General features: G+C 61.7%; 17 protein-coding genes and 4 tRNA genes. 17 read left to right on the top strand and 4 right to left on the bottom strand.

Annotated elements, in window-relative coordinates; translation table 11 throughout:
- Positions 1-285: 285 nt before the first annotated feature.
- Together IFT47_RS07125 and IFT47_RS07120 are read right to left on the bottom strand one after the other, a co-directional pair.
- On the bottom strand, positions 286-1,776 hold the full coding sequence (locus IFT47_RS07125; RefSeq protein WP_192174906.1) for a DHA2 family efflux MFS transporter permease subunit: 1,491 nt from the start codon (positions 1,774-1,776) through the stop codon (positions 286-288).
- A 49-nt stretch (positions 1,777-1,825) separates the two neighbouring features.
- On the bottom strand, positions 1,826-2,881 hold the full coding sequence (locus IFT47_RS07120) for an HlyD family secretion protein (protein ID WP_192174861.1): 1,056 nt from the start codon (positions 2,879-2,881) through the stop codon (positions 1,826-1,828).
- A gap of 244 nt (positions 2,882-3,125) precedes the next feature.
- Here IFT47_RS07120 and gltX point away from each other — a divergent pair, with 244 nt between their 5' ends.
- From gltX to IFT47_RS07075, 9 genes are all read left to right on the top strand, one after another.
- Positions 3,126-4,607, top strand: a complete 1,482-nt coding sequence (gltX, locus tag IFT47_RS07115; protein ID WP_192174862.1) for a glutamate--tRNA ligase — start codon at positions 3,126-3,128, stop codon at positions 4,605-4,607.
- A gap of 218 nt (positions 4,608-4,825) precedes the next feature.
- Positions 4,826-4,901: transfer RNA gene (locus IFT47_RS07110), tRNA-Ala, on the top strand.
- Between the two features lie 83 nt (positions 4,902-4,984).
- Positions 4,985-5,060: transfer RNA gene (locus IFT47_RS07105), tRNA-Glu, on the top strand.
- Between the two features lie 51 nt (positions 5,061-5,111).
- A tRNA-Ala gene (locus IFT47_RS07100) sits at positions 5,112-5,187 on the top strand.
- A gap of 54 nt (positions 5,188-5,241) precedes the next feature.
- A tRNA-Glu gene (locus tag IFT47_RS07095) sits at positions 5,242-5,317 on the top strand.
- Between the two features lie 215 nt (positions 5,318-5,532).
- Positions 5,533-6,072 carry a TetR/AcrR family transcriptional regulator gene (locus tag IFT47_RS07090; RefSeq protein WP_192174863.1) on the top strand — a complete coding sequence of 180 codons (540 nt, stop codon included), beginning with the start codon at positions 5,533-5,535 and terminating at the stop codon, positions 6,070-6,072.
- A 282-nt stretch (positions 6,073-6,354) separates the two neighbouring features.
- On the top strand, positions 6,355-6,795 hold the full coding sequence (locus IFT47_RS07085; RefSeq protein ID WP_192174864.1) for an acyl-CoA thioesterase: 441 nt from the start codon (positions 6,355-6,357) through the stop codon (positions 6,793-6,795).
- Positions 6,796-6,870: 75 nt separating this feature from the next.
- Positions 6,871-7,830: a tRNA dihydrouridine synthase gene (locus tag IFT47_RS07080; RefSeq protein WP_192174865.1), complete on the top strand. Its 960-nt coding sequence runs from the start codon at positions 6,871-6,873 to the stop codon at positions 7,828-7,830.
- 115 nt (positions 7,831-7,945) lie between these two features.
- Entirely contained in the window at positions 7,946-8,389 is a 444-nt protein-coding gene (locus tag IFT47_RS07075; protein ID WP_133771705.1) for an Hsp20 family protein, read from the top strand.
- A gap of 51 nt (positions 8,390-8,440) precedes the next feature.
- On the opposite strand, the gene IFT47_RS07070 is transcribed toward IFT47_RS07075, so the two are convergent.
- Complete coding sequence (locus IFT47_RS07070; protein WP_192174866.1) at positions 8,441-9,337, bottom strand: LysR family transcriptional regulator; 897 nt, start codon at positions 9,335-9,337, stop codon at positions 8,441-8,443.
- A gap of 155 nt (positions 9,338-9,492) precedes the next feature.
- Between IFT47_RS07070 and leuC the strand changes: the two genes are divergently transcribed.
- From leuC to asd, 4 genes are all read left to right on the top strand, one after another.
- Complete coding sequence (gene leuC / locus IFT47_RS07065; protein WP_122538324.1) at positions 9,493-10,917, top strand: 3-isopropylmalate dehydratase large subunit; 1,425 nt, start codon at positions 9,493-9,495, stop codon at positions 10,915-10,917.
- A 10-nt stretch (positions 10,918-10,927) separates the two neighbouring features.
- On the top strand, positions 10,928-11,566 hold the full coding sequence (leuD, locus tag IFT47_RS07060) for a 3-isopropylmalate dehydratase small subunit (RefSeq protein WP_122624245.1): 639 nt from the start codon (positions 10,928-10,930) through the stop codon (positions 11,564-11,566).
- A gap of 163 nt (positions 11,567-11,729) precedes the next feature.
- Entirely contained in the window at positions 11,730-12,812 is a 1,083-nt protein-coding gene (gene leuB / locus IFT47_RS07055; protein WP_074885033.1) for a 3-isopropylmalate dehydrogenase, read from the top strand.
- An 81-nt stretch (positions 12,813-12,893) separates the two neighbouring features.
- Positions 12,894-14,006, top strand: coding sequence for an aspartate-semialdehyde dehydrogenase (gene asd, locus IFT47_RS07050; protein WP_192174867.1), 1,113 nt, complete (start codon positions 12,894-12,896; stop codon positions 14,004-14,006).
- 816 nt (positions 14,007-14,822) lie between these two features.
- Here the strand turns inward: asd and IFT47_RS07045 are convergent.
- On the bottom strand, positions 14,823-15,956 hold the full coding sequence (locus IFT47_RS07045) for an acyltransferase family protein (protein ID WP_192174868.1): 1,134 nt from the start codon (positions 15,954-15,956) through the stop codon (positions 14,823-14,825).
- A gap of 380 nt (positions 15,957-16,336) precedes the next feature.
- Between IFT47_RS07045 and IFT47_RS07040 the strand changes: the two genes are divergently transcribed.
- The 4 genes from IFT47_RS07040 (at position 16,337) to IFT47_RS07025 (ending at position 20,723) form a co-directional block, all read left to right on the top strand.
- Positions 16,337-17,353 carry a 2-dehydro-3-deoxygalactonokinase gene (locus tag IFT47_RS07040; protein WP_192174869.1) on the top strand — a complete coding sequence of 339 codons (1,017 nt, stop codon included), beginning with the start codon at positions 16,337-16,339 and terminating at the stop codon, positions 17,351-17,353.
- Position 17,354: 1 nt separating this feature from the next.
- A complete protein-coding gene (locus tag IFT47_RS07035; RefSeq protein WP_192174870.1) occupies positions 17,355-17,990 on the top strand; it encodes a 2-dehydro-3-deoxy-6-phosphogalactonate aldolase in 636 nt (211 codons plus the stop codon).
- 83 nt (positions 17,991-18,073) lie between these two features.
- Positions 18,074-19,222, top strand: coding sequence for a galactonate dehydratase (gene dgoD, locus IFT47_RS07030; protein WP_065986272.1), 1,149 nt, complete (start codon positions 18,074-18,076; stop codon positions 19,220-19,222).
- A gap of 253 nt (positions 19,223-19,475) precedes the next feature.
- The gene (locus IFT47_RS07025) at positions 19,476-20,723 is read left to right on the top strand and encodes an MFS transporter (RefSeq protein ID WP_244656074.1); all 1,248 of its coding nucleotides are present in this window, start codon (positions 19,476-19,478) and stop codon (positions 20,721-20,723) included.
- Positions 20,724-20,919 lie beyond the last annotated feature (196 nt).

The following is a 20,919-nucleotide window of genomic DNA, read 5'->3' as shown; positions in this document are numbered from 1 at the left end:
AACATGACGCCCAATCAGTACGAGCGGCAAGCGGTCTGACAATCACCGATTGAGGTGTCCGGAAAAAGTTGACCACTTCAGACGCTTTCGCGAGCAAGCTCGCTCCCACAAGGGTTGTGTTCAACCTGGTATCCCCGCCACGCTGCTGGACTTGTGGGAGCGAGCTTGCTCACGAAGGCATTTTCACTCCAGATGAAGATGCAGCGGATGTGCCGACGCTTTCGCGAGCAAGCTCGCTTCCACAGGGGTTGTGTTGGCTAAGCAATTGCGGCATGTCATGACGGCTCAATGCGCCGCGCCACCCTTGACCCCGGACGGCAGCTTCCGCGTCAACAGCACCGCCAGCATGCTGACCCCCAGCGCAATCCCGACAAAATGAAACGCGTCGTTGTAGGCCATGATCGCTGCCTGTTGATGGGCGATCTCGCTGAGCTTGCCCAAGGCCGCTGTTTCGCTGCCCAGCCGGTCGGTGAGCATCGCCATGCGCTCGGCCACTTGCGGATTGGCGGGGGAGATCGATTCGCGCAAATAGTCGAAGTAGGTCTTGGTTCGCGCATCCAGTAACGTCGCCAGCAGCGCAATGCCGATGGCGCCGCCCAGGTTGCGCAGAATATTGAACAGGCTCGACGCCGACCCCGCGTCCTGGGGCTGAATGAACGCTGTGGCGATCAGGGAAATGGTCACCATGATCAACGGCTGACCCAGCGCCCGCACCAGCTGAATCTGATTGAACTGCGGCCCGGCGAAATCCGGATTGAGCACCCCGGACGAAAAGCTCGCCAGCCCGAACAAACCAAACCCCAGCGTACACAGCAACTTCGGCGAAATAACCTTCATCAACTGTGGCACCAGCGGAATCAGAAACAGCTGGGGCACGCCCATCCACATGATCACCTCGCCGATCTGCTGGGCGTTGTAGCCCTGAATCTGCGCCAGGTACAGCGGCAGCAGATAGATCGAGCCATACAGACCCACCCCCATGCCCACGCTGGAAATACTCGACAGCCCAAAATTGCGGTTGCCGAGGATGCCGAGGTTGATCAGCGGTTTCGGTTTGGAAAACTGAATGATCACAAAGCTGATCAGGCTCACCAGCGCAATGCTGCCCAGACCGACGATCAGGTTCGATTCCAGCCAGTCCTTGCGATGGCCCTCTTCAAGAAACACCTGCAGGCAGCCCAGCCCGACGCCCAGGGTGACGATGCCAGCGTAGTCGGTGCTCTTGAGCAATTCCCAGTGGGTTGCCTTCTTCTCCAGGCCGTAGAGCAGACCGCCGATCATCACCAGCCCCGGCGGGATGTTGATGTAAAAGATGTATTCCCAGCCAAAATTCTCCGTCAGCCAGCCGCCCAGGGTCGGGCCGATGGACGGGGCGAAGGTGGCGGTCATGGCGAACAGCGCCATGCCCTTGGCCCGGTGATGCTCCGGCAGCTTGATCAGCGTCAGGGTGAACGCCAGCGGGATCAGCGCGCCGCCGGTGAAGCCCTGCAGGGCGCGGAACACGATCATGCTTTCCAGGCTCCAGGCCATGGAGCAGAGCAGGGACGACAGCAGGAAACCCAGCGACACCCACACCGCCAGGCGCCGCGCCGAGAGCAACTGCACCAGCCAGGCCGTCAGCGGAATCATGATGATTTCCGCCACCAGATAGGAGGTGGAAATCCATGAGCCTTCTTCCAGGGTCGCCGAGAGTGCGCCCTGGATGTCCTTGAGCGACGAGTTGGTGATCTGGATGTCGAGGACCGCCATGAACGCGCCGAGCATCACACTCATCACGGCAATCCAGTCGCGCCGGGTCGGTTCGCCGACCGGGCGGATCAGCTCGTCACCGGCCACGTTGCGGGTCGTCCGCCGGCCGGATGTCGACCGAAACAGTCACCGACATGCCCGGGCGGATCTTGCCGTGCAGCGGGTTGTCCGGCGCGAAGGTCAGCTTGACCGGGATGCGCTGCACGACCTTGGTGAAGTTGCCGGTGGCGTTGTCCGGCGGCAGCAGACTGAACTGCGCGCCGGAGGCGGCAAACAGGCTGTCGACGCGGCCCTCGATGGGCGTGCCGGGAAAGCTGTCGAACGTCAGCTGGGCGACCTGACCGATCTCCATGTGCTCAATCTGGGTTTCCTTGAAATTGGCCTGCACCCAGATGTCCTCGTCCGGCACGATCGACAGCAGGTACGCGCCGGCCTGAACGACCTGGCCATTGCGCGCCGCCCGCTGGCCGACCAGCCCGCTGAGGGGCGAGTGGATTTCGGTGCGCTGCACATTAATCTGCGCCTGGGCCAGGTCGGCGCGAGCGGTGGCGATCTGCGCGTCGAGGCGCTTGATCTCGGCGTTCAGCGCGTTGACCTGCTGGCGCTGACTCTGTGCGTCGGCCTGGGCCTTGCTGACCTGGGAGCGGGCGACGTTGCTGTCGGCGGTCATGGTCGTGACCTGCGCTTCCGAGACGAAGCCCGGGGTGCGCAGCTTTTGCAGCCGCGCCAGGTCCAGTTGCGTGCGCCCGAGGGTGGCCTGATTCGCTTGCACCTGCGCATCGCTGGCGGCGATCAGGCTCGACTGCTGGGTCAGACGGCTCTGTGCCTGCAAGCGCTCCGCCTCGCGGGTTGCCAGGGTCGCCTGGGCCCGGTCGATGGCCAGGCGAAAGTCATCCGGCTCAAGCCGCACCAGCAACTGGCCTTTTTCCACGTGCTGGTTGTCCTGCACCAGCACCTCGTCGATCCGCGCGCCGAGCTGGCTGGACACCCGGGTGATTTCACCCTGCACGTAGGCGTTGTCGGTGGACTCGTGAAAGCGTCCTTTCAGGTACCACTGGGCGAAGAAGGCGAGGGCGATCAGCAGGATCACCCCGAAGAAGATGAACAGGCGGCGCTTGAGTTGGGCGGGCATGGGCGTTCTGGATTTTTGGAATGTCAGCAAATTTATCAGGGTTGGCGGTCTGGCACCTAGCCATCGTCGCGATCATGACCGGCACTGATGGCGGGGCATTCGTTGCGAGGCGTTCCGCGCCGGCAGGGCGGGGCCGCCTGTCTCGTCATCGCCCCGATTGTGCAGCCCATCACCGCTGGCGCTGGAGCCGCGCAGGCCGTGCCTGTTAACATTCGCGGCTTGTTCGACCTATCCGGGATTTTCCATGACCACCGTTCGCACCCGCATCGCGCCATCGCCCACCGGCGACCCCCACGTTGGCACGGCCTACATCGCGCTGTTCAACTATTGCTTCGCCAAGCAGCATGGCGGCGAATTCATCCTGCGCATTGAAGACACCGATCAGCTGCGCTCGACCCGCGAGTCCGAACAACAGATTTTCGACGCCCTGCGCTGGCTCGGCATCGAGTGGAGCGAAGGCCCCGACGTCGGCGGTCCCCATGGCCCTTATCGCCAGAGCGAGCGCGGCGACATCTACAAGAAGTACGTGCAGGAACTGGTCGATGCCGGTCATGCCTTCCCGTGCTTCTGCACCGCCGAAGAGCTCGACCAGATGCGCGCCGAGCAGACCGCCCGCGGCGAAACTCCGCGCTATGACGGCCGCGCGCTGTTGCTCTCCAAGGAAGAAGTCGAGCGTCGCCTGGCCGCCGGCGAACCCCATGTGATCCGCATGAAGGTGCCGAGCGAAGGCGTCTGCGTGGTGCCGGACCTCCTCCGCGGCGAAGTCGAAATCCCGTGGGACCGCATGGACATGCAAGTCCTGATGAAGACCGACGGCCTGCCGACCTACTTCCTCGCCAACGTCGTCGACGACCACCTGATGGGCATCACCCATGTGCTGCGCGGCGAAGAATGGCTGCCGTCAGCGCCGAAGCTGATCCTGCTCTATGAGTACTTCGGCTGGGAAAAACCAGCGCTGTGCTACATGCCGCTGCTGCGTAACCCGGACAAGAGCAAGCTCTCCAAGCGCAAGAACCCGACCTCGGTGACGTTCTACGAGCGCATGGGCTTCATGCCGGAAGCGATGCTCAACTACCTCGGCCGCATGGGCTGGTCGATGCCCGACGAGCGCGAAAAGTTTTCGCTGGACGAAATGGTCGAGCATTTCGACCTGAGCCGCGTCTCTCTCGGCGGCCCGATTTTCGACATCGAGAAACTCTCGTGGCTCAACGGCCAGTGGCTGCGTGAACTGCCGGTGGACGAGTTCGCCAGCCGCGTGCAGAAGTGGGCGTTCAACAGCGACTACATGATGAAGATCGCTCCCCACGTGCAGGGCCGCGTCGAGACCTTCAGCCAGATCGCCCCGCTGGGCGGCTTCTTCTTCGCCGGTGGCGTGACGCCGGACGTGAAGCTGTTCGAGCACAAGAAGCTGTCGCCGGAGCAAGTGCGCCAAGTCATTCAGTTGATTTTGTGGAAGCTGGAATCCTTGCGTCAGTGGGAGAAGGACAAGATCACCGGTTGCATTCAGGCGGTCGTCGAGCACCTGGAACTGAAACTGCGTGACGCCATGCCGCTGATGTTCGCTGCCATCACCGGTCAGGCGAATTCGGTCTCGGTGACCGACGCGATGGAGATTCTCGGCCCGGACCTGACCCGTTTCCGTCTGCGCCAGGCGCTGGACATGCTGGGCGGCGTGTCCAAGAAAGAGAACAAAGAGTGGGAAAAATTGCTCGGCGCGATTGGCTGAGTGGTTGCCTGAGCGACACCGGGCCATTGAGCGATTGCCCGGTGGCCCGACGTGGGGCGGTTTTCCGGGAGGCGGTAAGTGATTGTTATCCCGGAAAATTCTTTTGGAATTCTTTGAAAAAGAATTTGACAGCATTGTGGGTCGCACTTAATATGCGCCCCGTCCACACGGCAACGCAGAAACACGCGGTAACGCGGCGTTCTCTGTCAGTGTAATGTGGGGCTATAGCTCAGCTGGGAGAGCGCCTGCATGGCATGCAGGAGGTCAGCGGTTCGATCCCGCTTAGCTCCACCAAATTAGAAGCTTCAAGGTTTGCTTTACTGCCTTGAAGTTTGTCCCGCTCCGGAACCAGCACCGATGCGGTACGCAAGGGTTACGTCCCCTTCGTCTAGTGGCCTAGGACACCGCCCTTTCACGGCGGTAACAGGGGTTCGAGTCCCCTAGGGGACGCCAGTTTTACCGAGTGAAGCTTTCGAGCTGATCTCCGCCGAGAGGCGTAAATCCGGGGCTATAGCTCAGCTGGGAGAGCGCCTGCATGGCATGCAGGAGGTCAGCGGTTCGATCCCGCTTAGCTCCACCAATTTCTGCCAGGGTTCGTCATGTTGTCATCGGCGAATCTGCTCGAAGGTTTTGCGTCCCCTTCGTCTAGTGGCCTAGGACACCGCCCTTTCACGGCGGTAACAGGGGTTCGAGTCCCCTAGGGGACGCCACGATTTCTCGCTATGCGAGACCAAGGGTCATTCGATTATTGAATGGCCCTTTTGTTTTTCCGGGGTTTGAGTTCTCAATCCCTTCTTTCATTGTTTACCTCGTGTTCGGTCATCTCTCTTGTCTCATCCGCCTGTCAGTCATCTCAAATGCCTGATGCGTCCTTGCCAACGCACATGATGAGGATAATATTATCGTCATCATTCCGGAGGCGGTCATGAACGACAAAAAAGCACAGACCCGCGAACGTATTCTCGCTGCTGCCAGCACCGCCTTGATTGCGCGCGGCCCGATCGAGCCCAGCGTCAACGAGATCATGGGCGCAGCGGGGCTCACGGTGGGCGGGTTCTATGCGCATTTCGACAGCAAGGAAGCCCTGATGCTGGAAGCGTTCAGCCAGTTGCTGGCCGAACGCCGTGAGATGGTCGCCAACATTGACGACCAATTGCCGGGGGAGGAGCGGCGCGCGCTGTTGGCGGCGTTCTACCTGTCGCGCAGGCACCGCGACGCTCAAGAGCACGCTTGCCCCTTGCCGACGGCGATAGGGGAGATGGCGCGTCTGTCCGATGATTTTCGCAACGTACTGGCCGAACACGTCGAACTGATGGTGGCGCAGCTCGCCGCCAGCCCTGAAGAGACCGACAAGACCCTGGCCGACATCGCCTTGATGGTCGGCGGCCTGGCACTCGCCCGAGCCCTGGGCCCCAGTGAGCTGTCGGATCGAGTGCTGCGGGCAGCCAAGTCGGCGGTGCTCTGATGCCGTTGTAGGACTGGCTTCCGCCGGGAGGAGGCCCGCGCAGGCACCCTCGATTCTGCAGCGTGACACCCGACGCCTTCCCGGCTAAAGCCAGTCCCACAAAGTTTCGCGTTCAGCCAATCCCTCTGGATGCACGCGATGCTTTTTTAGTGGGACCGGCTTTAGCCGGGAAGAGGCCCGCGCAGGCACCCTCAACCTCTGGCCAACCACGACCGCCCTCAGTTTTGTCCGATGCTTTTGGTTACACTGCCCGCGTAATGAATTTGATAGGGACAGAAAAACATGGTCTGGGATCTGGCAATGCCGTTCGTCATCGATCTGCAGGTGGGCGAGGAAGACATCGACGGCCTGGGCCACGCCAACAACGCCGTGTACGTCACTTGGCTCGAACGCTGCGCATGGCGGCATTCCCAGCAGTTGGGCCTGGACCTGAGCGAGTACCGCCGACTCGACCGGGCCATGGCCGTGGTCCGGCACGAAATCGATTACCTGGCCAGCGCCTACCAGGATGACGAGCTGCAACTGGCGACCTGGATCGTCGACTGGGACCAGCGCCTGAAGATGACCCGGCGCTTCCAGCTGAAACGGCCCAGTGACGGCATGACCTTGCTGCGGGCGCAAACCACCTTCGTCTGCATCGAACTCTCGTCGGGCAAGCCCAAGCGCATGCCGAGCGAGTTCATCGACGGCTACGCCGCCGGCCTGCACCGCGTTGTGTCCTGACGTCCGGCGCGTGTAAAGCGTATCCAATCCGCCAGTCTCTGCGTAAACTGCCGGACTTTTTTTCGAGTGTGACCCATGCAAATTGCCTTGGCGCCCATGGAAGGCCTGGTCGACGACATCCTGCGCGACGTGCTGACGCAAGTCGGCGGCATCGACTGGTGCGTGACCGAATTCATTCGGGTGACTGAGCGTCTGCTGCCGGAGCATTACTTCCACAAGCTCGCGTCCGAACTGTTGCAGGGTTCGAAAACCCGCGCCGGCGTGCCGCTGCGTGTGCAACTGCTGGGTTCTGACCCGGTGTGCCTGGCCGAGAACGCAGCATTCGCGGCCGAACTGGGCGCCCCGGTCATCGACCTGAATTTTGGCTGCCCGGCCAAGACCGTCAACAAGTCCCGGGGCGGCGCGGTGTTGCTCAAAGAGCCGGAGCTGCTGCACACCATCCTCAGCCACGTACGCCGCGCCGTGCCGGCACACATTCCGGTCACCGCCAAGATGCGCCTGGGCTACGACAGCACTGAGCCGGCCCTTGATTGCGCCCGGGCGCTGGAAGCGGGCGGCGCTGAACACATCGTCGTCCACGCTCGCACCAAGGTCGATGGCTACAAGCCGCCGGCACACTGGGAGTGGATCGGCAAGATTCAGGACGTGGTGAAGATTCCGATCATTGCCAACGGCGAGATCTGGACCGTCGACGACTGGCGGCGCTGCCGGGAAATCTGCGGGGCCCGCGACATCATGATCGGCCGCGGTCTGGTGGCGCGTCCGGACTTGGGCCGTCAGATCGCCGCTGCGCAAGCCGGGCGTGACGTCATCCCCATGACCTGGATCGAGTTGCAGCCGCTGCTGCGGGATTTCTGGCTGCAGGCCATGGCCAAGATGACCCGCGTTCAGGCTCCGGGCCGGCTCAAGCAATGGGTGGTTCTGCTGACCAAAAGCTACCCCGAAGCGACTCTGCTGTTCGATGCCCTGCGCCGCGAAACTGACTGCGAGCGGATCAGCCAGATGCTCGGCGTGAACGTGCCGGAAGCCGCCTGAAAAAATTTTTTGCACGACTCTTGAAACACAAATGGCTGTCACTATTTTGGGATTACGCGATGCCGAAATCGGGTCGCGGAGATAACCACTTGCTGACTTATCAGGAGATTTTCAGATGACTACTGCATTTTCCCTGGCTCCACTGTTCCGTCACTCCGTTGGCTTCGACCGCTTCAACGATCTGTTCGAATCGGCGGCGCGCAACGAGTCGGCGAGCAGCTATCCTCCCTACAACGTCGAAAAACACGCTGATGACCAATACCGCATTGTCATCGCGGCGGCGGGGTTCCAGGAGGAAGATCTGGAGTTGCAAGTCGAGAAGGGCGTACTGACCGTCACCGGCAGCAAGCGCGAGAACACCGCGGAAGGCGTGACCTTCCTGCACCAGGGCATTGCCCAGCGTGCATTCAAGCTGTCGTTCCGCCTGGCTGACCACATCGAGGTCAAGAACGCTGCTTTGGCCAATGGCCTGCTGAACATTGACCTGCTGCGTCTGGTGCCTGAAGAGGCCAAGCCAAAACGCATCGAAATCAATGCTCAGAAAACCCTGACTCACTGATCCCGAGTCAACGTGAGAAGGCGCCCTGCGGGGCGCCTTTTTTGTGCGCGTTCAGCGCGCCTGCGATTGCTCCAGCCCGGCGGCCTGCGCATCCAGCAGCGCCATGAACGCCCGCGCGGCGTTGGACAGCGTGCGTTCGGTGTGGACGATGTACCCCAGCTGTCGGCGCAACTGAATGCCCGGTAACGGAATGGCCGTGACCTGTTCGTCGAGCATGGTCCGGGGCAACACGCTCCAGGCCAGGCCAATGGACACCATCATCTTGATCGTCTCCATGTAGTTGGTGCTCATGGCGATATTCGGCTTCAGGCCCTGGGCTTCGCAGAGTCCGCTGACGATGTGGTGGGTGAAGGTATTTTCGCCCGGGAACACCGCCGGGTAGCCGGCGATGTCGGCCAGGCTGACGTTTTTCTGAGTGGCCAGCGGGTGTTCGGGTGCCGCGACGAAATCCAGGGGATCGTCCCAGACCTTGACGGCCTTCACCAGCGCGTGGGGCTCGGGCGCCAATGTAATCACCGCCAGCTCCGCACGGCCGTGGAGGATTTCTTCGTAGGCCACTTCCGAATCGAGAAACTGAATGTCCAGCGCGACGTCCGGGTAGGTCTTGGTAAACGCCCTTAACAGCGTAGGCAACCGGTGCAGTCCGATGTGGTGACTGGTTGCCAGGGTCAGACGCCCGGTGACCTCGCCGGTCAGGTTGGTCAGCGCGCGACGGGTGTCATCCAGCACATTGAGAATCTGGTAAGCGCGGGGAAGGAGTGCGCGTCCGGCTTCGGTCAGGCTGACCTCGCGGCCCAGACGATCAAACAGCCGCACGTCCAACTGCTGCTCCAGACCGGCGATGCGTTTGCTGACCGCCGGTTGAGTCAGGTGCAGGCGCTCTCCGGCGGCCGAGAAACTGCCCATTTCGGCGATGGCGATAAAGGCGTTTAGGTTGGCCAAATCCATCTCGGATTCCTGTTGGTTATGCAAAGCATGAAAAATATGAATTTGAGTTATTTAAGCATATTCCATAGCATCTCCACCACAAGCCAAGGGTCTTTACGGTGTCATTTCGACATCGGCGGCCGGGGCATAGAAATACGCTGATGAGGAACCGTCTGATGGCCGGCAAAACGCTCTACGACAAGCTCTGGGATTCGCATTTGGTCAAGCAGCGCGACGATGGCTCCGCGCTGCTGTACATCGACCGTCACATCATCCACGAAGTGACTTCGCCTCAGGCTTTCGAAGGCTTGCGCCTGGCCCGTCGCAAACCGTGGCGCATCGACGCCAACGTCGCGACCGTCGACCACAACGTGCCGACCACCCCGGACCGCAAGGACGGCGTCGACGCCATCGTCGATCAGGTGTCGCGCTTGCAGGTCAAGACGCTGGATGACAACTGCGACGAATACGGCATCACCGAATTCAAGATGAACGACGTCCGCCAGGGCATCGTTCACGTCATCGGCCCGGAGCAGGGCGCCACCTTGCCGGGCATGACCGTGGTCTGCGGCGACTCCCACACCTCGACCCACGGCGCATTCGGCGCCCTGGCCCACGGCATCGGCACCTCCGAGGTCGAGCACGTCCTCGCGACCCAGTGCCTGGTCGCCAAGAAAATGAAGAACATGCAAGTGAAGGTCGAAGGCAAGCTGCCGTTCGGCGTCACCGCCAAGGACATCGTCCTGGCCATCATCGGCAAGATCGGCACCGCCGGCGGTAACGGCCATGCCATCGAATTCGCCGGCAGCGCCATTCGCGATCTGTCCGTGGAAGGCCGCATGACCATCTGCAACATGTCCATCGAAGCGGGCGCACGCGTCGGGCTGGTGGCCACCGATGAAAAGACCATTGCCTACGTGAAGGGTCGTCCTTTCGCACCGACTGCCGAGCAGTGGGACGCAGCGGTTGAAGCCTGGAAGGACCTGGTGTCCGACGATGACGCGGTGTTCGACACCGTGGTCGAGCTCGACGCGACCCAGATCAAGCCGCAAGTCAGCTGGGGTACCTCCCCGGAAATGGTCGTGGCCGTGGATCAGAACGTGCCCGATCCGGCGCAGGAAGCCGATCTGGTCAAGCGTGGCTCCATCGAGCGCGCCTTGAAGTACATGGGCCTGAAGGCCAATCAGGCGATTACCGATATCCAGCTGGATCGCGTGTTCATCGGCTCGTGCACCAACTCGCGGATCGAAGACCTGCGCGCGGCAGCGGACATCGCCAAGGGCCGCAAAGTGGCGTCGACCATCAAGCAGGCGATCGTTGTGCCGGGCTCGGGTCTGGTGAAGGAGCAGGCCGAGCGGGAAGGGCTGGACAAGGTCTTCATCGAAGCCGGTTTCGAATGGCGTGAGCCGGGCTGCTCGATGTGCCTGGCGATGAACCCGGACCGCCTTGAGAGCGGCGAGCACTGCGCGTCGACCTCCAACCGCAACTTTGAAGGCCGTCAGGGTGCCGGTGGTCGTACTCACCTGGTCAGCCCGGCGATGGCGGCAGCGGCAGCCGTCAACGGCCGTTTCGTCGACGTTCGCACCATGAGCCAGGCATAAGGAGCCCCGTATGAAGCCTTTTACTCAACACACCGGTCTGGTCGCTCCGCTGGATCGCGCCAACGTTGACACCGATCAGATCATCCCCAAGCAGTTCCTGAAGTCGATCCGCCGGACCGGCTTTGGCCCGAACCTGTTTGACGAGTGGCGTTACCTTGATGTGGGTCAGCCGTATCAGGACAACAGCAAGCGTCCGCTGAACCCGGACTTCGTGCTCAACGCCGAGCGTTATCAGGGCGCCAGCGTCTTACTGGCCCGGGAAAACTTCGGCTGCGGCTCGAGCCGTGAACACGCCCCGTGGGCGCTGGAAGAATATGGCTTTCGCAGCATCATCGCGCCGAGCTACGCAGACATTTTCTTCAACAACAGCTTCAAGAACGGCCTGCTGCCGATCATCCTGAGCGAAAGCGAGGTCGATGAGCTGTTCAAGGTGGTCGAAGCCACACCGGGCTACCAGTTGAACGTGGACTTGGAAGCGCAGACCGTGACCCGCGAAGACGGCAAGGTGTACCGCTTCGAGATCGACGCCTTCCGCAAGCACTGCCTGCTCAACGGCCTGGACGACATCGGTCTGACGCTGGTTGACGGCGAGGCGATCGCCGCGTTCGAAAGCAAGCATCGGGCTTCGCAGCCTTGGCTGTTTCGCTGAGGGGCAGCCTTAAGCTGCAAGCTGCAAGCTTCAAGCTGCAAGCTGCAAGAAATTCCGAGCCAGGCGCTGCATCACTTGTGGCTTGCCGCTTGCAGCTTGCAGCTTGCAGCTGCCGAATCGGCCTTGTTTTCCGGGCCGACATCTATTTTGAAACGAGGACGTTATGAGCAAGCAGATTCTGATTCTTCCAGGTGATGGCATCGGTCCGGAAATCATGGCCGAGGCGGTCAAGGTGCTGGAGCTGGCCAGCGAGAAATATCAGCTGGGGTTCGAACTGAGCCACGACGTCATCGGCGGCGCGGCCATCGACAAGCACGGCGTGCCGCTGGCCGATGAGACCCTTGAGCGCGCCCGCGCCGTTGACGCCGTATTGCTCGGCGCCGTGGGCGGCCCGAAATGGGACGCCATCGAGCGCGACATCCGTCCGGAACGCGGCCTGCTGAAGATCCGCTCGCAACTGGGTCTGTTTGCCAACCTGCGTCCGGCAATTCTGTATCCGCAGCTGGCCGATGCCTCCAGCCTTAAGCCAGAAATCGTGGCCGGCCTGGATATCCTCATCGTCCGCGAGCTGACCGGCGGTATCTATTTCGGCGCCCCACGTGGCACCCGCGAGCTGGAAAACGGCGAGCGCCAGTCTTACGATACGTTGCCCTATAGCGAAAGCGAGATCCGCCGCATCGCCCGCGTCGGCTTCGACATGGCCCGCGTGCGCGGCAAGAAGCTCTGCTCGGTGGACAAAGCCAACGTGCTGGCCTCCAGTCAGCTGTGGCGCGAAATCGTCGAACAGGTCGCCAAGGATTACCCGGACGTCGAACTCAGCCACATGTACGTCGACAACGCCGCCATGCAGCTGGTCCGCGCACCGAAGCAGTTCGACGTAATCGTGACCGACAACATGTTCGGCGACATCCTCTCCGACGAAGCGTCGATGCTCACCGGTTCCATCGGCATGCTGCCGTCGGCGTCGCTGGATTCGAACAACAAGGGCATGTACGAGCCCTGCCACGGTTCGGCGCCGGACATCGCCGGCAAAGGCGTGGCCAACCCGCTGGCGACGATTCTGTCGGTGTCGATGATGCTGCGTTACAGCTTCAACGAACACACCGCCGCCGACGCCATCGAGAAAGCCGTGAGCCTGGTACTGGATCAGGGTTTGCGCACCGGTGACATCTGGTCCGAAGGCAATGCCCGGGTCGGTACGCAGGAAATGGGCGACGCCGTAGTCGCCGCGCTGCGCAATCTGTAATATCTCGGGCCCACGACTGTCAGGTTGAGCCCTATGGCTCTCTGCGGTCGGGGCCCCACTTTTAATTAAGGTGTAGTTGCGATGAAACGTGTAGGTCTGGTCGGTTGGCGCGGGATGGTCGGTTCCGTGCTCATGCAGCGCATGCTGGAAGAGCAGGATTTCGATCTCATTGAGCCGGTTTTTTTCACCACCTCCAACGTCGGCGGCCAAGGCCCGTCGGTGGGCAAGGACGTCGCGCCGCTGAAAGATGCCTACAGCATCGACGAGCTCAAGACCCTGGACGTGGTGCTGACCTGCCAGGGCGGCGACTACACCAACGAGGTTTTCCCCAAGCTGCGCGAGGCGGGCTGGCAGGGTTACTGGATCGACGCGGCGTCTTCCCTGCGCATGCAGGACGATGCCGTGATCATCCTCGATCCGGTCAACCGCAAGGTCATCGACCAGCAGCTGGATGCCGGCACCAAGAACTACATCGGCGGCAACTGCACCGTCAGCCTGATGCTGATGGGGCTAGGCGGGCTGTTCGAGGCCGGTCTGGTGGAGTGGATGAACGTCATGACGTATCAGGCCGCTTCCGGCGCCGGTGCGCAGAACATGCGTGAGCTGATCAAGCAGATGGGCGCAATCAATGCGTCGGTGGCCGACGAGCTGGCGAACCCTGCCAGCGCGATTCTGGACATCGACCGCAAGGTGGCTGAGGCGATGCGTGGCGAGGGATTCCCGACCGAGAATTTCGGGGTGCCGCTGGCGGGCAGTCTGATCCCGTGGATCGACAAGGAGCTGCCGAACGGTCAGAGCCGTGAGGAGTGGAAAGGGCAGGCGGAGACGAACAAGATTCTGGGTCGTTTCAAGAGCCCGATTCCGGTCGACGGTATTTGCGTGCGCATCGGTGCAATGCGGTGCCACAGTCAGGCGCTGACGATCAAGCTGAACAAGGATGTGCCGATCGCGGATATCGAGGGGATGATCAGTCAGCACAACCCGTGGGTGAAGCTTGTGCCGAATAATCGCGAAGCGAGCATTCAGGAGCTGAGCCCGACGTCGGTGACCGGGACGTTGAATATTCCGGTGGGGCGTTTGCGCAAGTTGAACATGGGTTCGCAGTATCTGGGCGCGTTTACCGTGGGCGACCAGTTGTTGTGGGGCGCGGCCGAGCCGTTGCGTCGGATGTTGCGGATTCTGCTAGAGCGTTGATACCCGCAGCCCGCGTATGAAGGTCAAGAGCGTCTGCCTGGGGGCAGACGTTTCGCCTTCGGCGAGTTACTTGGAAAAGCACCCCAAGTAACCAAGGGTGCCTGCTCCTGGTTGGGCCCGACTTCGTCGGGTTCCTTCACTCCGGTCCCGCTCCGTGGGCCCGCGCCGAACGGGCATCCATGCCCTGACGGCGCTCTCGCCGCATCCATGCGGCTCGACCCACTCCGCGAAACCTCCGTTCAGCCTGCACCAAAGTCGCGTTCTGCGGTGATTGAGCCTTCTGCGTATGAAGATCAAAAGCAGAGGCGATAGCAACAGCAACGGCAACAGCTTCCCGGCTGAAGCCGGTCCTACAGGGGTACGTGGTGCTTGCTGTTAGTGGGACCGGCTTTAGTCGGGAAGAGGGCTGTCTGGGTGCTGCCAGTATTGCTGATCGGACACACTTCCTGTGGGAGCGAGCTTGCTCGCGAATGCTTTATCTCAGACACCAGATACGCGGTGGATGTACCGACCTCTGAGCAAGCTCACTCCCACCAGTTCTTCGCGTTTGATCTGCTCTTGATCTTCAGACACAGAAATTCCAGACACCGCCAAACGCGACTTGGGTGCAGGCCGAACGCAGACGACGCGCAGTGGGCCGAGCCGCAGGGATGCGGCGAGAGCGCCGCTAGGACATGGATGTCCGTTCGGCGCGGGTCCACGGAGCGTCGTCGGAGTGAGGGTATTCCGACGAAGGAGGAACCTAGCCAGGAGCAAGCACCCTTGGTTACTTGGGGTGCTTTTCCAAGTAACTCGCCGAAGGCGAAACGTCTGCCGTTAGGCAGACGCTCTTGACCTTGATCTTAGCTCCGCCGCAAACCCCATCCCGGGCACTTCGACATACCGGTGAACCACCATCGAGACCACCACAACTGCCACTACCACCAACAGCAACAACAGATTGTCGTTCAGCGCACTGCCCGTGCTCAGATACCGCACCAACGTCCCCGGCATCTCACCCGGCTTGTCCACCAACAACGGATACCCGCCAAACTTCGCGGCCACCGTCAGCCCCGTCGCGACCACGAAAATCACCGCCGCATGGGTCAGGTAAATCGACAGCCACAACCGGCCCAGCGCCGGGAACACCCGCACCTGCAACAGCCGCGACACCACCCCGGCTTCCCAGGCGAACACCAGAATGGCCAGGCAAAACAGCAGCGACAGCTCAATCGTCAGCGGAGCGTCGCCGGCCACCATCAGCCAGCCGATCGCTGCCAATACCCCCACCTCAAGCACACTGGCCAGCACCATCCCCGGCACGAAACTCCGCAGCCGTGCATACAGCCGATAGGTCACCGTACCCGCAAAAAAACACGCCGCGCCCCACAGCACATAGCGCGTCAGCAGATCGGAATCCACGAACAAGCCGACAAACGCCAACCCGCCCAGCAGCGGAAACACCACACGCGCCATGCCCGGCAGTGCGTAGCAGACCACCCCGAAGATCAGCCACAGATAAAACGCGACGCTGAGCCACCACGACGGGTAGTTGAACGACAGCGCATTGAAGCCCGGCCACCAGGCCTGAATCAGCAACAGATTAGGCAAGATCTCCCCAGGCGCACGGTCACCACTGAAGGCCGGGAAATTCAACAGCAGCCCGTAGCGCTCCAGCACCAGCTTCAGGCACTCGAATCCGATGAAGAACAACAGCACCGCAATGTGCAGCGGCATGACCCGGCAGGCGCGAGCAAGCATGAAGTCGCCCAGCTGCCGCGAGGTATTCAGCGTGCCGACGTAGCGCCGGTAAATCAGAAAACCGCTCAGGGCGAAGAACAGACCGGCGAACTGACTGGCATTACGGAAAAACGATAGCTCCGTGAGGCTTCGCTCGATGTGCGAGTGATGAACGATCAAGGTCAGGGCGCAGAGACCGCGCAGGCTGTCGAGCGCGACGAATCGCTTCATCGTGAGGATCCTTTTTCAGATGAGTCAGGCGTGCGGGCACGCGAACAGGCGCCAGCAGGTGTGCAGGGCAGGCAATGGCAGGGACAGACAGGAAAGTTACCACCTTCGGCACTGAGGCTGATGAGTGGTTTGAGCAGATTGAAAACAGGAGGTGAGGCACAGCTATTTCGACGCCGACGCTAACACGGTGTTCGTGAAAGTTTTGCCAGCCACGGACAGCAGTATGCCCGAACCGCAAACCCGTTCGGAACAGCAATCATCGACATCCTACTGTCAGAAAATCCCAATATATGGGATTGACCGTTATATATTGAGATTGCCAGCGCAACAGGTTTATAGTTCGCCCCGCATTCACTCATTAATAACAATCAGGTGAAGCCATGCAGGCGCAATTGATCGCGCTCGATTGGGGGACGACCTCCCTTCGCGCGTATCGACTCGGCGAACACGGCCGGGTACTGGAACAACGTTCGCTCAGCGCGGGCATCATGCAGCTGCCATCGACACCCCGTTCGATTGGCGGGCAGCAGGTTTCCAACGGCTTCGAGCTGGCTTTTGACGAAGCCTGCGGCAACTGGCTCGACGCCGAACCGACGCTGCCGGTGATCGCCTGCGGCATGGTCGGCAGCGCCCAGGGCTGGCGCGAAGCGGTCTATCAGCAGACCCCCGCCAGCGTCGCAGCGCTCAGCTCCGCGCTGGTCACGGTGCGCAGCGTGCGCGGCGTCGACGTTCACATCATTCCCGGCATCCTGCAGCGCTCCGAGCTGCCCAACGTGATGCGCGGCGAAGAAACCCAGGTCCTCGGCATTCTCGACTCTTTGCCCGCCAGCGAAGCCGCCAAACCCCTGTTGATCGGCCTGCCCGGCAGCCACTCGAAGTGGGTGAGGGCGGTGGACGGCCGAATCGAGCATTTCGACACCTTCATGACCGGCGAGGTCTACGCCGCGCTGTCCAGCCACACGATTCTTGGCCGCACGATGCAGCGCAGCGAGACCCTCGACGCTGAAGCGTTTGACCGAGGCGTGGCGGTGTCGCGGTCGGCCAATGGCGCGGCGGGTCCGCTGTCGACCATCTTCAGTTGCCGTACGCTCGGTTTGACCGGCGTGCTGTCCGGTACCGCACAATCCGATTACCTGTCCGGCCTGTTGATCGGCCATGAAATCGTCGCGCTGGCGCAACTGCTGCGCCAAACCGACGCGCAATTGCCTGACGTTATCCTGATCGGCAGCGACGCGCTGATCGCCCGCTATCAGCGCGCCCTCGATGCCAACGGTTTTGCCCGAGTGACCCTGGCGGAGCAAGCCACCGAGCGTGGCCTCTGGCAGGTTGCGGTGCAGGCCGGTCTGATTCAATCCTCCTCTTCGGCCGCTGCCCGGCCCCTTCACGTAGAGAACTGACATGCTCAAGCAAGCCCTCGTGCAAAACGGCCTGGTCGCGATTCTGCGCGGCCTGCGCCCCGAAGAAGCGCCGGCCATCGGTGATGTCCTGTACACCGCCGGTTTCCGCGTCATCGAAGTGCCGCTCAATTCCCCGCAGCCGTACGACAGCATCCGCTTGCTGCGTCAGAGCTTGCCCGCCGATTGCCTGATCGGTGCGGGCACGGTGCTGACGCCGGAGCAAGTGCGCCAGGTCAAGGAAGCTGGCGGCCAGGTCATCGTCATGCCCCACAGTGACCCGAAGGTCCTGCGCGCGGCGAAGGCGGAAGGCCTGTTTCTCTTCCCGGGCGTAGCGACACCGACCGAGGCCTTCGCCGCACTGGCCGAAGGCGCCGACGTACTGAAGATGTTCCCTGCCGAGCAAATGGGCCCGGCGGTGGTCAAGGCCTGGCTGGCGGTGTTGCCGGCCGGTACGGCGCTGATTCCGGTGGGCGGCATCACCCCGGACAACATGAAAGTCTTCCTCGACGCCGGCGTGTCTGGTTTCGGACTGGGTTCGGGGCTGTTCAAGCCGGGCATGAGCGCCGAGGACGTGGCCAGGAGCGCCAAGGCCTATGTCGACGCCTGGCACCAGCACAAGCCTGCCAACAACCAGTGACTGACCCGCTCGTTGCGCCATCGAGGCTGTGTTTTTGAGCAAGTGCGCTAACAGCATGTGTTTTTGAATAAGAGAGACAAGACATGAAAATCACCAAACTCACGACTTACATCGTTCCGCCGCGCTGGTGCTTCCTGAAAGTCGAAACCGACCAGGGCGTTACCGGTTGGGGCGAGCCTGTGGTCGAGGGCCGCGCGCACACCGTGGCTGCAGCGGTTGAGGAACTGTCCGACTATCTGATCGGCAAAGACCCGCGCAACATCGAAGACATCTGGACCGTCCTCTATCGCGGCGGCTTCTACCGGGGCGGCGCCATTCACATGAGCGCGCTGGCGGGCATCGATCAGGCGCTGTGGGACATCAAGGGCAAGGCCCTGGGCGTGTCGGTCAGCGACCTGCTCGGCGGCCAGGTGCGTGACAAGATCCGGGTGTATTCGTGGATCGGCGGCGACCGTCCGGCTGACACCGCCCGTGCCGCGAAAGAAGCGGTCGAGCGTGGCTTCACTGCGGTGAAAATGAACGGCACCGAAGAGCTGCAGTTCCTCGACACCTTCGACAAGGTCGATCTGGCCCTGGCCAACGTCGCCGCCGTGCGTGATGCCGTGGGCCCGAACGTCGGCATCGGCGTCGACTTCCACGGTCGCGTGCACAAGCCGATGGCTAAAGTGCTGATGAAAGAGCTGGACCCGTACAAGCTGATGTTCATCGAAGAGCCGGTGCTCAGCGAGAACTACGAAGCGCTGAAGGAACTGGCGCCGCTGACCAGCACGCCGATTGCCCTGGGCGAGCGTCTGTTCTCCCGTTGGGATTTCAAACGCGTGTTGAGCGAAGGTTACGTCGACATCATCCAGCCGGATGCTTCCCACGCCGGCGGTATCACCGAAACCCGCAAGATCGCCAACATGGCCGAAGCCTATGACGTGGCGCTGGCCCTGCATTGCCCGCTGGGTCCGATCGCGCTGGCGGCGTGCCTGCAGCTGGACGCCGTTTGCTACAACGCGTTCATTCAGGAGCAGAGCCTGGGCATTCACTACAACGAAAGCAACGACCTGCTCGACTACATCAAGAACCCCGAAGTCTTCGACTACGACAAAGGCATGGTGAAGATCCCGAACGGCCCGGGCCTGGGCATCGAGATCAACGAAGAGTACGTCAAGGAACGCGCCGCCATCGGCCACCGCTGGCGCAACCCGATCTGGCGCCACGCCGACGGCAGCTTTGCCGAGTGGTGATCCGTCTGTGCTGACTTGATCGTTCCCGCGCTCTGCGTGGGAACAATCATTCGCGAGCAAGCTCGCTCCCACAGGGACTGTGGCTGACCCTCACGTGGGAGTGAGCTTGCTCACGAAGCTTTTCACGGCTCACTTACACCAAAAAACTCCAGACCTCAGATAACCATAAAAAGAGGCACTTCCCTTGCGCACACAGACTGCTTCCCAAGCGCGGGCGACCACCGCCACGCCGACCCGCAAACGCTTCTTCATCATGGTGCTGCTGTTCATCACCGTGGTGATCAACTACCTCGACCGCAGCAACCTGTCCATCGCCGCGCCCGCACTGACCAGCGAGCTGGGCATCGACCCGGTGCACGTCGGTCTGATCTTCTCCGCGTTCGGCTGGACCTACGCCGCCATGCAGCTCCCCGGTGGCTGGCTGGTGGATCGCGTTCCGCCGCGCATTCTCTACACCGTGGCACTGGCGCTGTGGTCCATTGCGACCATTTTTCTCGGCTTCGTTGGCAGCTTCATCGGCCTGTTCATTTTGCGCATGGCCGTCGGCGCGCTGGAGGCCCCGGCCTATCCGATCAACAGCCGCGTCGTCACCGCCTGGTTCCCTGAAAAAGAACGCGCCACCGCCGTCGGCTTTTACACCTCCGGCCAGTTCGTCGGCCTGGCCTTCCTGACCCCTGTGCTCGCGTGGTTACAGACCCGCTACGGCTGGCACATGGTGTTCGTGGCCACCGGCGCCGTCGGCGTGCTCTGGGCAGCTATCTGGTACATGGTTTACCGCGAGCCCCGCGATTTTAAGGGCATCAATCAGGGCGAGATTGACCTGATCAAGGATGGCGGCGGCCTGGTCGACATGCAGACCGATGCCTCGAAACGCAAAAGCGGTTTCAGCTGGCAGGACCTCGGCATCGTGCTGACCAAGCGCAAGCTGTGGGGCATCTACCTGGGCCAGTTCTGCCTGAACTCGACGCTGTGGTTCTTCCTCACCTGGTTCCCGACCTACCTGGTCAAATACCGCGGCATGGACTTCATCAAGTCCGGCTTGCTGGCGTCGCTGCCGTTCCTCGCGGCCTTCGTCGGCGTGCTCTGCTCGGGATTCTTTTCCGACTGGCTGATTCGTCGCGGTCATACCGTCGGCTTCGCGCGCAAGACGCCGATCATCGCCGGTCTGCTGATTTCCACCTCGATCATCGGCGCCAACTACGTCGACTCGACCCCGCTGGTGATCGCTTTCCTGGCGCTGGCCTTCTTCGGTAATGGCCTGGCGTCGATCACTTGGTCGCTGGTCTCGACCCTCGCCCCGGCGCGGCTGTTGGGACTGACCGGCGGCACGTTCAACCTGATCGGCAACCTGGCGGCAATCGCCACCCCGATCGTCATCGGCTTCCTGGCGTCGGGTGATTCCTTTGCGCCGGCGATCACTTACATCGCCGTTCTGGCGCTGCTTGGGGCGTTGTCCTACATCCTGTTGGTGGGCAAGGTGGAACGCATCGAGTTGTCATGACCCTGTCGATACGTAATGAGGGACGTCAATCACGTGCCCGGTGACGGACATTTGCTTGAGAGAGGCATGGAAGCCGTCAATGCCTGGGTAAGACCGGGCTTGAGGGGTGGTCTAGATCGAAGGGAGCAATCTTTCGCGCAGGTGCTCAGGCGCTCTACCGGATCGCTTCTGAACCGTTTGAAGGGTCGAAGTGGAC

The sequence above is a fragment of the Pseudomonas sp. CFBP 13711 genome (assembly GCF_014842265.1).
Lineage (GTDB): Bacteria > Pseudomonadota > Gammaproteobacteria > Pseudomonadales > Pseudomonadaceae > Aquipseudomonas.
This window is presented reverse-complemented; position numbering and strand designations above follow the sequence as displayed.